A 13,000-nucleotide genomic window follows, 5' to 3' on the forward strand; every position below is an offset into this window, starting at 1 on the left:
GAATAAAATATGACAACATTCATCAGTTCTAATCTTGGGTATCCGAGAATCGGGGAAAAAAGAGAATGGAAGCATGCTCTTGAATCTTTTTGGGGAAACAATATAACAGAAAAAGCATTAATCAACCAAACTACTAAATTACGTTTAGCTAACCTAGAAAAACAACAAAAACTAGGTATTGATTGGATTCCTGTTGGAGATTTTTCCTTCTATGATCACGTACTTGATACCGCTTTTTCCTTTGGTGTCATTCCTACAAGATTTCAAGACCTAGACGAAAAATCACTAGATACGTATTTTGGAATTGCACGTGGTACAAAGGAAGCAGTTGCTGCTGAAATGACGAAATGGTTTAATACAAACTATCATTACATTGTACCTGAATTAAATGATGTAACACCAAAGCTTGTCGAAAATCGTGCATTAACTTATTTCCTTGAAGCAAAGGAAAAGCTCGGAATTATCGGAAAACCTGTACTAATTGGTCCGGTTACTTTCGTAAAACTATCTAAGGGCTATGAAGAAAATGAACTATCAGACTGGGTAGAGAAATTTCTGCCATTATATGCTCAAGTTTTAAACGAATTAACGGAAGCTGGAGCAGAATGGATCCAAATTGATGAACCAATTCTAGGGACAAATATTTCTAATCAGGAATTAGAGCTCATTGAAAAAACCTATCAGACCTTACGTGCAGAAGCACCCCAAGCAAAAATATTGCTACAAACATATTTTGAAACGGTTCAACATTATCAAAAGGTCGTACAGTTTCCCGTTAATGGGATAGGTCTAGATTTCATTCATGGTGAAAGCTTAGAATTAATCAAAAAATGGGGATTCCCGAAAGATAAGGTTCTAGCTGCCGGAGTCATCAATGGACGCAATGTATGGCGTGCAGACTTAGACACAACCCTTGAACTAGTGGAAGAAATTAATGGAGCAGTTGATGTGGAGACAATTATTTTACAACCTTCCTGCTCTCTGTTACATGTCCCTGTAACAAAAGATAGTGAAAGTAAAATGGATCCTATTATATTAAATGGACTTAGCTTTGCAGATGAGAAGCTAAAAGAAATTCAGGCGATCACTGAAGGTGCCAATAAAGGAAAAGCATCGATTCAGACGATTCTAGAAGAAAGTAAGACAGCAAGAGAGGCGCTTGCTCATTCATCTTATCGCCAAAATCAATCTGTTGCACAGGAGTTGAAGGAGCTAGAAGGGGAAGAAGTCAAAAGGACCATTCCATTTAGTAAAAGAATCCGACTACAGCGAGAAGAGTTAAAATTACCTATACTACCGACGACTACCATTGGAAGCTTACCTCAAACAGCTGAGGTAAAAGGCACCCGTACGAAGTGGCGTAAAGGGGACATTACTAATCAAGAATATCTTGAATTCATTGATATAGAAACGAAAAAATGGATTCAAATTCAAGAGGACCTTGATCTAGATGTACTCGTACACGGTGAGTTTGAACGTACCGATATGGTAGAATTCTTTGGTGAAAAGCTAAATGGTTTTGCTGTAACTGAATTCGGTTGGGTTCAATCTTATGGTTCTAGATGTGTAAAACCACCACTAGTAGTGGGAGATGTATCATGGAGTAATCCAATGACTGTAAGAGAAATTGTATTTGCCCAATCCTTAACGAAGAAACCAGTGAAGGGAATGTTAACAGGGCCTGTTACGATTTTAAATTGGTCGTTTGTCCACGAGGAGCTTCCTCGATTCACTGTACAAAATCAAATCGCACTAGCTCTTGAGAAGGAAGTGCTCGCATTAGAAAAAGCTGGAGTACAAATTATTCAAGTCGATGAACCTGCCCTTAGAGAAGGTTTACCACTCGATCATTTGAAATGGCCAGCATATTTCGATGCAGCGATCAAAGCCTTCCGCATTTCAACAGCAACCGTGAAGCCATCAACGCAAATTCATACACATATGTGCTATTCTGAATTTAGTGAAATTTTCGAAGTAATCGATGCGTTAGATGCGGATGTTATCTCTATCGAAACATCTAGAAGTCATGGTGAATTAATTGATACATTTGAGAAGAATAAGTATGATAAGGAAATTGGACTTGGTGTCTATGATATCCATAGTCCGCGTGTTCCAAGTGTCGAAGAAATTAAATTAAATATCGAAAGAGCATTAAGAACCATTGATGCTAAGCAATTTTGGATTAATCCAGATTGTGGTCTAAAAACACGAGGTGAAGCGGAAACCGTTGCTGCTTTAGAAAATATGATTACTGCTGCTAAACAAGTAAGAGAAGCCTATTCTGTTACAAATAAATAGTAGGTTAGTAAATAGTAAAGATGCACCCTTGCTTATGAGGATGCATCTTTCTTTTTTACACTCTTTGCTTTTTTCTTCCTATCATAAATAATATGAGGGATGCCAGCACTAGCCCAGCGCCTGCTAGCATTAGATCAAAAATAGAGGTTGCCGTATTAGGTAGCGGATTCTTCGATTGTTCATTCTCCGCGATTTTATCATTATTGGAGTTGTTGCGCTCATTTTCTATTTTATCCTTATTACTAGAATTCCCCCCCTTGTCTTGATCATTGGGGGTTTCTTCATTATTAGGATCTTCTACTCCATTATTTTCTGTTGGCTTTTCTTCGTTATTAGGGTTGTCCTCGGTAGTTGGATCTTCTTCCGGTTGATCCTCATTAGGAGAGTCTTCATTAGGATCATCTTCACCTTGTTCGGTAAATTCGGAAATATCAGCTACTTTTGTTGGCTTTAATTGAAATGTCCCATTATATACGCTAGATACACCAATGATATTTACTTTGTCACCATTTTCAAAAGGGAAGGCATCATAGGCTAATCCTGTACGGTTATCTACGCGAACTAATACAGCTTGTCCATTCGTAGTTGCCATAAACTCAAAGGTTCCATAATCATTCACTTTTTCTAATTCGGAAATGGTAGCTCCTTTGATTACAACTAACTGCCCTTGGTTCTGCTCACTAATTTCTGACGGATTAACCTCCACTGCATCTGGTAATGGGCTTTGACCTGTTTTCTCTAATAAAGAGATATCAGTTAATTGTCGTTCACCATTATATTCACCAGTAACAGCAGTTAATTTGACCTGATCTCCAACTGTTACCTCATCACTTCCAAAGACATAGATACCCGCTGTTTCATCTTGTATGTAGAAGCCATTGCCACCCCAGGCACCAGGTGTAGTTGTAACCACACCTTCTATGGTTACCTCTGAACCTGTTTCTGCATTACGAGCTTCATTAATGGAGACCTCGCCTAGAATATTTTCTGGAGTATTTTCTATCCCCACAATCCTTCCTTCAGAGCCAATTTGTATCGGATTTTCCTCAGTAGAGCCTAATGATTTCACGTAGTTAACAAAAGCGTCTAAATCAACTGGACCCATTTCTACATTCTGACCTTTTTCACTAATTGGACGATGCTTAGCACTAAGGGAGGTCCCCATATAATTGTTGACAACCAATGTATAAGAACCATTTGGATCAATCGCTGTTCCATCTGGAAAGGTGATGTCGATGACTTTATTTGTAGCTATATCCCAAGTATAGTGTAAGCCTGCAATACTATAATCTGGTCCATAAATTGGAGATAGCTGTGCATTTAAAATAGGGTAAAGATCCTCCCCTTTTATCTCCATCTTCATTAGGGTATTTCCAAATGGCATGATATTATATAAATCTCCCCAAGTAATCTCACCTTGTAGTAGATCATCACGAATGCCACCACCATTCATCATGGCAAAATCCGCATCCATCTGCCATAGCATCCCATCTGCGATAAGATTTCCTAATCCATGATCCCCATTATTTGTATAATCACCAGTAAGGTCTTGTCCGTTATACCCTAGCTTTTGATTCATTTTTGGTTCAATCAAATCCTGATATTTTGTTAAAATGTCACGAACGGCTGGATCAGGCTCTTTCTTATTTTGATCAACAAAAACGACTTCCGCTTGCTTTTTAATAATATCCTGTGTGCTACGGTCGATTTGAATATCGATATCTGCGAATGCTTTTCCATACTCACTTGCTTGCACGATTAATTTATTATCAACTACACCATTCACAACTTGATGGTTGTGGGCAGCAAAAATAATATCTACTGCATCGTCTACTTGTTTCGCTAGTTCAGCAGATTCGCCTACAGCTGTTTCACCACTTTGCTCAGCAGGAATATGTGCTAAAACAACGATAGCTTCAATTCCTTTTGCTTGGAGTTCCTCTACTGCTTGATTCACAGCAGCTGCTTCGTTTGTAAATTCAATATCTTCGATCCCTGCTGGCATTACCATTCCAGCAGATGCTTGTGTATTAACCCCAACAAAGCCAATTTTTACATCCTCCACCTCTGCTATAGCATATGGTGGCAATATAGTTTCACCTGAATCTTTGTAAACACAGTTGGCACATAGATTAGCAAAATTCATTCCATCATAACCCGCAGTACCTAAACCATCAGGATGCTCACCACCATTCACCATTCTTAGAAGTTCTGTTGTACCCTCATCAAATTCATGATTTCCAACTGTCCCATAATCAAAGCCGATTTCCTCCATAATTTCTACAGTAGGTTCATCTTGGAATAAACCAGACACTGGTGCACTTCCACCGATCATATCTCCTGCATGTACGATAATCGAATTTGGATGTGCTTGATCTCTCTCTTTTAAATAGGAAGCAACATAATCCATTCTCCCGTAAACTCCGTCTACATCACCATCACCTGTTATGTCTAACTCATAGGATTGATCAATTTTTCCGTGAAGATCATTCATACTAAGTAGTTGAACATCTACTAGATCTTCTGCTGCACTCACTTCTCTACCAAAAACACTAGAAAACTGTGAGACAATGAGCAAGAAAAAAAGTAACATACCAATAAATCTCTTCGTTGAATGATTCATCTTGATTTTCCTCCTTTAATTCTAGTAATATACCAATCTATATTTTATCAAGGAAAAAGAATAGAAGGATTAACACTATGTAAAGAAATGGTAAGGAATATTTATCAAAATTTTAATGATTAGCCCTTGTATTTTTACATGAAATCACCTACAATTTAGTTAGTAAATTAAATTAATTAAGTCGATATCAAAGGGGGAACTAACAATGGAATGGAAACAACTTATCTCATCATTTCACAATATTTTTCAAACAAATACTAATCCTAGAGCCTTTTTTGCACCAGGGAGAATTAATCTAATCGGGGAACATACGGATTACAATGGTGGTCATGTCTTCCCTGCCGCTATTTCATTCGGGACTTATGCAATCGTAGCTCCTCGTGAAGACCGTATGCTTCGGTTTTATTCTGAAAATTTTGCAGAAAAAGGAGTTTTAGAGGTATCCTTAGATGATTTGAGCTATAAGCAAGAAGACGATTGGACCAATTATCCAAAAGGCATGGTAAAATACTTTATCGAGGAAGGTTTTTCCATCCATCATGGCTTTGATGTTTTATTCTATGGAAACATTCCAAACGGTGCTGGGCTTTCTTCTTCTGCTTCGATTGAATTAGTAACAGGTGTTTTATTAGAAAAGCTGTTTAACCTAAACATTGACAGAGTAAAGATTGTCCAAATCGGTCAAAAAGTGGAGAATGAATATATCGGTGTGAATAGTGGTATTATGGATCAGTTTGCGATTGGTATGGGAAAAAAAGACCATGCCCTGCTACTGGATTGTGATACCCTCCATTATGAATATGCACCGATTGTGTTAGAGGATCATGATATCATCATTATTAACACGAATAAACGCAGGGAATTAGCTGATTCGAAATACAATAAGCGCCGTAGCGAGTGTGAGCAAGCTTTAGCTGATCTACAAAAAGAACTTTCCATTAGAAGCCTTGGGGAATTGACACCAGAGCAATTTGAAAAAAACCGCTCACTTATTAAAAATGAAGTAAATCAGAAGCGCGCAAAGCATGCTGTCTATGAAAATGCACGTACGATCAAGGCATTGCAGAAATTAAAAGCTGGTGAATTAAAAGCCTTTGGGGAGCTAGTCAATCAATCTCATGTTTCCTTACGTGATGATTATGAGGTAACAGGCCTTGAATTAGATACTATTGCCGAAGCAGCTTGGCAGCAAAAAGGGGTCATCGGTGCGCGTATGACAGGAGCTGGATTTGGTGGTTGTGCGATTGCCATTGTAGAGAAGACTGAATCAAGAGCCTTTCAGGAAAATATTGCGAAGGTCTATGAAGAAAAAGTAGGCTACCCTCCTACCTTTTATATTGCTGCAATCGGTGATGGTGCCAAAGAATTAATGGAGGAGGAAAATAAATGAGAATTTTAGTGTTAGGTGGAGCTGGCTATATTGGATCACATGCTACTTACCAATTAATCGACAAAGGGCATCAAGTAGTAGTAATCGATAATTTAGAAACAGGTCATGGTGGAGCTGTACATCCAGATGCAAGCTTCTACAATGGAGATATTCGTGATATTGAGTTCTTACGTGAGGTTTTTTCCCACGAAAAAATCGATGGTGTGCTTCACTTCGCAGCCAATTCTCTTGTAGGTGAATCAATGGAAAAACCATTGAAATATTTTGATAACAATGTCTATGGAACACAAGTATTGTTACAAGCAATGACCGAATTCCAGATTAAAAACATTGTCTTCTCCTCTACTGCAGCAACTTATGGAGAACCAGAACAAGTACCTATTACAGAGAATATGCCTACACTTCCTACTAGCACGTATGGTGAAACAAAACTTACCATGGAAAAAATGATGAAATGGGCAGAAGTTGCGCATGATATCCGTTATGTGTCTTTAAGATACTTCAACGTAGCAGGTGCCCGAAGTACAGGAGAAATTGGGGAGGATCACAGACCGGAGACTCATTTAATTCCGATTGTACTACAAGTAGCACTTGGTCAAAGAGAGTATATCTCAATTTTCGGAGAGGATTACGATACCCACGATGGCTCTTGTGTTCGAGACTATATACATGTAGAGGATCTTATTGATGCACACATTCTCGCTTTGAACTATTTACAGGATGGCGGGGAAAGTAATATTTTCAACCTCGGGAGTAGTCAGGGCTTCTCAGTAAAAGAAATTATTAAAACGGCAAGAGAAATTACGGGTCACGAAATTCCTGCAAAGGTTGCCGAAAGACGCGCTGGCGATCCTAGTACCTTAATTGCAGGTTCTGAAAAAGCAAAACAAATTCTAGGCTGGAGTCCGTCTAGAACTGATATTAAACGAATTATTACCGATGCTTGGAATTGGCATCAAGCAAATCCCCAAGGCTATAAAGAGGAGGCATAAGCATGGCAAATCTCTCGCAGCTTATTGAGTCACTTGTACAAAAAGCGATCAATAAAGAACTCATTCATCCTAGTGATGCCATTTATGCAAGAAACCAAATACTTGGATTAGTCAAGGTTGATAGCTTTGAGGAACAGGACTCCCTTTCAGCTGAATCATCCATACCTGAGCTACTCGAAACCATTACAGAAGATGCTATAAACCGTAATATTATCGAGGATTTATTAGATGAAAAGGAGAAACTCCAAGCACTAATCATGAATGTCTTTTTATCGAAGCCATCTGAAATTAATCAGGTCTTTTATCAAAAATATGAGAAAGCACCGATTAAAGCAACCGATTATTTTTATCAATTAAGCAAGGATAGTAACTATATCCAAACAAAGCGAATTGCGAAAAATATTCAATTCAAAACAGCTTCCGACTACGGTGATTTAGATATTACGATTAACCTATCCAAGCCTGAAAAGGATCCTGAGCAAATCAGGCGGGAGCGTGAAATGAAGCAGGATTTAGCCTATCCTAAATGCCTGCTCTGTGCGGAGAACGAAGGTTATGTTGGACGAATTGGACACCCAGCTAGATCGAATCATCGGATTATTGAAGTACCACTTGAGGGAGAAGAGTGGTTCCTGCAATATTCGCCGTACGTTTATTACAATGAGCATAGTATTATCTTTGCCAAAGAGCATCGCCCAATGAAAATTAATCGGAATTCCTTTGCAAGATTAACAGCTTTTGTAGAGAAATTCCCTCATTATTTCATTGGGTCAAATGCCGACCTGCCAATAGTAGGTGGAAGTATACTATCCCACGATCACTACCAAGGTGGTAATTATACGTTTGCAATGACAAAAGCAGAAGATGAATTTTCCTTTAAAATAGAGGAATATCCAGAGGTTTGCGCATCTGTTATAAAATGGCCAATGTCTGTCATTCGTATACGTCATCAGGATCGCCAGCCATTAATCGAAGCAGCCGATTATATTTTACAAAAATGGCGCGATTATAGTGATAAAGAGGCAGAAATCTTCGCCTATACAGGTGAAACACCTCATAATACAATTACACCAATTGCTAGAATGAGAGATGGCAAATTTGAGTTAGATCTTGTATTACGCAACAATCGTCAAACAGAAGAACACCCGATGGGATTATTCCATCCACATGAAGATGTTCATCATATTAAAAAAGAAAACATTGGACTTATTGAGGTTATGGGGCTTGCCGTACTCCCTCCAAGACTAAAAGGGGAACTAGAAGAAATCAAAAAACATTTACTCAACGAAGAGATAAGCATTGCAGATTATCATCGAAATTGGGTACAATCGATAAAGAAAAGGCATACAAATATTGCTAAAGAAAATGTCAAGCAAATCGTAGATGATGAATTAGGAAAGAAATTCGCTAGAGTTCTAGAGGATGCAGGTGTCTTTAAAACAGATGAAACTGGTAGAGGGGCCTTTAAACGCTTCCTTTCACATCTATAAAAGTAGGTAGGAGGAGTTATCGGAATGGAAATAAAAACAGATGTAGTTTCTGTAAAGGATCAGAAATGGAAAGAATTTACACTAATTAATGATCATGGTATGGAGGTCTCTATCCTTGATTTTGGAGGAATTATTACAAGAGCTATGACACCAGATCGTGATGGCAAGCTAGAAAATGTCGTGATTGGGTTTAATAACTACGAGGATTACCTAGATAACCCGGGTTATTTCGGTGCACTCATTGGGCGAGTCGCTGGACGTATTGAAAAAGCCCAATTTGAATTGGATGGAAAGGCTTATACCCTTCCAAAAAATGAAGGAGACCATCATTTACACGGTGGGGAACCTGGCTTCCATAAGTCTATCTGGTCTGTCGTTCCTTTTGAAAATAAGGAAGAGGTTGGATTAACGTTAACTCTAGATAGTAAGGATGGAGAAAACGGCTATCCTGGTAATCTTAGAATGACGGTAATTTATACGCTAACGAATGAAAATGCCCTAACAATTGCTTATGAAGGTGTTGCAGATCAAAAAACCGTTCTCACTGCGACAAATCATTCGTATTTTAACTTAAGCGGAAACTTAAAAACAGATATTCAAGAACATGAAATCACTTTAGATAGTAGCGAATTTGTTGAATTAGATGAAGAGTTAATTCCAACAGGTTCCATCTTAAACGTCGATGATACAGTATTTGATTTTCGAAATGGGCGTCCGATGAAGGATGGCGTAAGCTCTGAATTTAAACAAAATTTAGTAGCGAATCACGGTTATGATCATTACTTTTTATTCGATCACACAAAAGAAGTAAGTGCACAGGTTTATGAGAAAGAAAGCGGGCGTGAACTAAAGGTGATCACAGACCAACCAGGTGTTGTCATGTATACTTCGAACAATTTACCTGAAGGCTTGAAGCTACGCGAACGGGAATCAGCTCGATACTTAGGGCTTTGCTTGGAAACACAAGCATCACCCGCATCGATCCATCATGACGGTTTCCCATCAGTATGGTTAGATAAAGACGAAAAATATTACGCGAAAACTACTTTTGTATTTGGGGTAAGAGAATAATATTTGACTGAGGGGCCACATATTGTGTGGCCCTATCTCTTTATTCAGATATCCACAATAAAACTTTAATGTAATATAATGGATTTTTACGAAAAATATGCTAGAGATCTTGATTTTCGAGTTATTTTCGCAAAAGATACTACTGGACAAAACTATATAGATAACGGCTAAATCAATGGTATGGCCCTCCTTTTTAGACATTGTTATCGAATGCTACTTATCACTACCCTCATTACTTAATCTTCTTCAGTTTAAAATGTATCCATCTACTAGTTTTGCAACGAATAAATTTTTCCATCCACCATACTCGAAAAATAGTTGCATACGCAACTAAATTGTACTATAATTATAAAAAGTTGCGTATGCAACTAATAAGGAGGGATCTTATGTCGAAGCCTCAGATTCAATCAGTAGGTAAATTAATTAGTACGATTAATCGTTATTCAGAGATGTACATTAGCAGAAATCTTCAGCAATTTGGAATTGGTTCAAGCCAAATGCATTTTTTGATGCTGTTATATCAGCGTGATGGTGTGACACAATATGATTTGGCACAGCGACTGTATGTTGATAAAGCTACAGCAACACGTGCTATTCAGAAACTTGAACTAGAGGGTTATATAATACGACACCCAAGCAAGCAGGATCGCCGTCAAAACCTTGTATATGTAACCGAAAAGGCCTTGAATATCCGACAACAAATTATAGATATTCTGGGACAATGGACAGATATTCTCACTAAAGAGATGTCGACATCAGAAAAAGCAAGCTTGCTTACATTACTAAATCAAGCTGCACATCATGCCATTGAAGCAAATGAGAAGAAGCATTCTACAGAAAGGAATGATAATGATGGAACTCCAAATGAATGAAAAAAGAAGGTTGTTGAGGGTGCTTGTGTTTATCCTAATTTTTTCTGTAATGAATGCATTTATATTCAATGTTGCTTTACCTACCATTCGAGATGAATTCTCACTAACTTCAGCTGATGTCAGTTGGGTTCTGTCTTCCTATATGGTGGTTTATGCTATTGGTACAGTAGTATATGGGAAGTTAGCTGATTATTACTCACTTAGTCGATTACTGACCTATGGCTTGTTGTTGTTAGCTTTCGGATCAATAATAGGAATATTCGCCATTGATTTTAGAATGGTCATTGTGAGTCGTATTCTCCAAGCATCCGGTGCCTCCGTCATACCTACCATGTCAATGGTCATTCCAACACGCTTTTTCCCAGAAAAGGAACGCGGAAAAGCACTTGGTACGATTGCTATTGGTATGGCATTAGGGACAGCCCTTGGACCTATTATTTCAGGTGTTGTTTCAGAATTTAGTAATTGGCGCGTACTTTTTACCTTATCACTATTCCCATTAATTAGTCTTCCTTACTTCAAAAAATACTTGCCGAAAACCTCTAAGAAAGGACTAAAACTCGATTATATTGGTGCTGGATTATTGGGTGTAACCGTTGCACTCTTTCTTTTAGCTATTACACAAACAAATTTAGTCTACTTCATTTTTGCAACAATACTTCTTACCTTCTTCATAATTCACATTTACAATCATAGCAATCCTTTTGTTAATTTTAAATTATTTAAAAATAAAGCATATTCTTTGATGCTTATTATTACATTTTTTGCCGCTTCACTTTTATTTGCTCTAACGTTCGCTACACCGTTACTGTTAAATGACGTATATCAACTATCTCAACTCTCAATAGGTCTTGTATTGTTTCCATCCGCAATCATTGCTGCACTACTCGGAAAAAGAGGAGGGAAATTAGCTGATAAAAAAGGTAATCAGTTTCTATTCTATCTGTCAGTTGGATTACTTTTCTGTTGTTATGTACTTATCTCTGTATTCGTGGAGATTGACCCCATATGGATTATGACAATTTTAATCTTTGGCAATGTAGGAGCGACTTTTATTCGTGTTGCTTTATCCAATTCAATTTCCATGACATTGCCACAGAACTCCGTTGGAATAGGAATGGGCTTTTTCTCAATGTTTAATTTTATAGCTGGTGCTGCTGCAACAAGTATGATTGGAGCGTTTCTTGAACAGGATTCTAATTTCACTAGTTTGCTACCATTTGAATATTCAAATAACGCTGCTTTATATAGTAATCTTTTTCTAATATTCACTTTTATTAGTATATTAATTGGTGTGTCGTTTGCATATATTACTAGACATCATAAATCTAACGTATAATATTTCCTCACTCACAGGAGACTTGTAATGTTAGCTCTAATCGCTAGTTTTACTCTAACAGAAATAGAAGTGATTAGAAGCCTTCTATTTCTGTTATCACATGAGGGAAACCTTCTAATTATGATAGATTATTGTAATCTCGGAAAAGATTTTAATTTAAGGGATTAAGGACAGTATTTGTTTATAATCGCCATCAGCCGATCCTTACTCTCTGTTTCCACTGATTCAAATAACCTAGCTCCGGCTATAATTGGGGCCCATTGGAAAACATCAGATTTTAATAGACCACTTTTTTCACAATAGAGTCGCAAATACATTTCAGCTAATTCCAATGATAATTGGGAATATAGTAGATATGTGCGATAAATATCTGCATGAATATCTCCTGCGCTTGAGTCAACCCAATCTATAATGGAAATTTTGTTATCTGTCATAATCAAATTAAATAAGTGGAAATCTCCATGGCAAAGCCGTGTTTCAAAAATCATGGAGTCTAATTTTTCTATTAAATATGACTTTTGTCTTTTTGCCAAAATAGGTGCACCCTCGATTTGATGATGTAATTTTTTCACCATGGGTTCGATTGTTTCTGGAATAATGCTATGAATTTTTAGTTGTACATCGACAGAAATATCTAGATAGTATTCGGCATGTTCTTTGTTTTCAAAATATAAATCCGCTAATGTTTTACCCTCAATATATTCCATTATAATAGCTTGTTTTCCACCTATTTTCGTAACACTGTATACTTTGGGAACAGAGAGTCCACAGGAAAAGGCATATTCTTGCTTACTTGCTTCATAAAAAGCTTCCGAATCAGGCAGATAGTCATTGAAAACTTTTACGATTTTATTGTTATAAAGATAAATATCTGCCGTATTACCCTTAGCTATTGGAGCACCTAGAATCATTCCGTTCTCTCCCC

Annotated in this window: 8 protein-coding genes and 1 pseudogene; 7 read left to right on the forward strand and 2 right to left on the reverse strand. The window is 37.5% G+C overall.

The features are described 5' to 3' along the window. The first annotated feature begins 9 nt into the window (after window positions 1–9). Complete coding sequence (gene metE, locus DLJ74_RS17840; protein WP_109985480.1) at window positions 10–2,298, forward strand: 5-methyltetrahydropteroyltriglutamate--homocysteine S-methyltransferase; 2,289 nt, start codon at window positions 10–12, stop codon at window positions 2,296–2,298. 55 nt (window positions 2,299–2,353) lie between these two features. On the opposite strand, the pseudogene DLJ74_RS17845 reads toward metE, so the two are convergent. Next, window positions 2,354–4,813: pseudogene (locus DLJ74_RS17845) on the reverse strand (5'-nucleotidase C-terminal domain-containing protein); the annotation flags it as partial. Window positions 4,814–5,126: 313 nt separating this feature from the next. Here DLJ74_RS17845 and DLJ74_RS17850 point away from each other — a divergent pair. The 6 genes from DLJ74_RS17850 to DLJ74_RS17875 all read left to right on the forward strand — a co-directional run bounded on the left by DLJ74_RS17850 (window position 5,127) and on the right by DLJ74_RS17875 (window position 12,075). Next, complete coding sequence (locus DLJ74_RS17850; protein ID WP_109985482.1) at window positions 5,127–6,311, forward strand: galactokinase; 1,185 nt, start codon at window positions 5,127–5,129, stop codon at window positions 6,309–6,311. Further along, the gene (gene galE / locus DLJ74_RS17855; protein WP_109985483.1) at window positions 6,308–7,303 is read left to right on the forward strand and encodes a UDP-glucose 4-epimerase GalE; all 996 of its coding nucleotides are present in this window, start codon (window positions 6,308–6,310) and stop codon (window positions 7,301–7,303) included. Before DLJ74_RS17850 ends, galE begins: the two co-directional genes overlap by 4 nt. A 2-nt stretch (window positions 7,304–7,305) precedes the next feature. Next, a complete protein-coding gene (galT, locus tag DLJ74_RS17860) occupies window positions 7,306–8,793 on the forward strand; it encodes a UDP-glucose--hexose-1-phosphate uridylyltransferase (protein WP_109985484.1) in 1,488 nt (495 codons plus the stop codon). Between the two features lie 24 nt (window positions 8,794–8,817). Then, window positions 8,818–9,864, forward strand: coding sequence for an aldose epimerase family protein (locus DLJ74_RS17865; protein WP_109985485.1), 1,047 nt, complete (start codon window positions 8,818–8,820; stop codon window positions 9,862–9,864). Between the two features lie 386 nt (window positions 9,865–10,250). Continuing rightward, on the forward strand, window positions 10,251–10,736 hold the full coding sequence (locus DLJ74_RS17870) for a MarR family winged helix-turn-helix transcriptional regulator (RefSeq protein ID WP_054860378.1): 486 nt from the start codon (window positions 10,251–10,253) through the stop codon (window positions 10,734–10,736). Continuing rightward, on the forward strand, window positions 10,717–12,075 hold the full coding sequence (locus tag DLJ74_RS17875; protein WP_219987240.1) for an MFS transporter: 1,359 nt from the start codon (window positions 10,717–10,719) through the stop codon (window positions 12,073–12,075). The genes DLJ74_RS17870 and DLJ74_RS17875 overlap by 20 nt, the downstream gene beginning before the upstream one ends. A gap of 164 nt (window positions 12,076–12,239) precedes the next feature. Here the strand turns inward: DLJ74_RS17875 and DLJ74_RS17880 are convergent, their stop codons facing one another. Next, a complete protein-coding gene (locus DLJ74_RS17880) occupies window positions 12,240–12,986 on the reverse strand; it encodes an aminoglycoside phosphotransferase family protein (RefSeq protein ID WP_109985488.1) in 747 nt (248 codons plus the stop codon). Window positions 12,987–13,000 lie beyond the last annotated feature (14 nt).

It is taken from the genome of Gracilibacillus dipsosauri, from assembly GCF_003176895.1.
GTDB lineage: Bacteria > Bacillota > Bacilli > Bacillales > Amphibacillaceae > Gracilibacillus > Gracilibacillus dipsosauri.

Excerpts from the sequence above, each read along its gene's own strand:
- metE (WP_109985480.1), top strand. The coding sequence starts at position 10 with ATGACAACATTCATCAGTTCTAATCTTGGGTATCCGAGAATCGGGGAA.
- DLJ74_RS17850 (WP_109985482.1), top strand. The coding sequence starts at position 5,127 with ATGGAATGGAAACAACTTATCTCATCATTTCACAATATTTTTCAAACA.
- galE (WP_109985483.1), top strand. The coding sequence starts at position 6,308 with ATGAGAATTTTAGTGTTAGGTGGAGCTGGCTATATTGGATCACATGCT.
- galT (WP_109985484.1), top strand. The coding sequence starts at position 7,306 with ATGGCAAATCTCTCGCAGCTTATTGAGTCACTTGTACAAAAAGCGATC.
- DLJ74_RS17865 (WP_109985485.1), top strand. The coding sequence starts at position 8,818 with ATGGAAATAAAAACAGATGTAGTTTCTGTAAAGGATCAGAAATGGAAA.
- DLJ74_RS17870 (WP_054860378.1), top strand. The coding sequence starts at position 10,251 with ATGTCGAAGCCTCAGATTCAATCAGTAGGTAAATTAATTAGTACGATT.
- DLJ74_RS17875 (WP_219987240.1), top strand. The coding sequence starts at position 10,717 with ATGGAACTCCAAATGAATGAAAAAAGAAGGTTGTTGAGGGTGCTTGTG.
- DLJ74_RS17880 (WP_109985488.1), bottom strand. The coding sequence starts at position 12,986 with ATGATTCTAGGTGCTCCAATAGCTAAGGGTAATACGGCAGATATTTAT.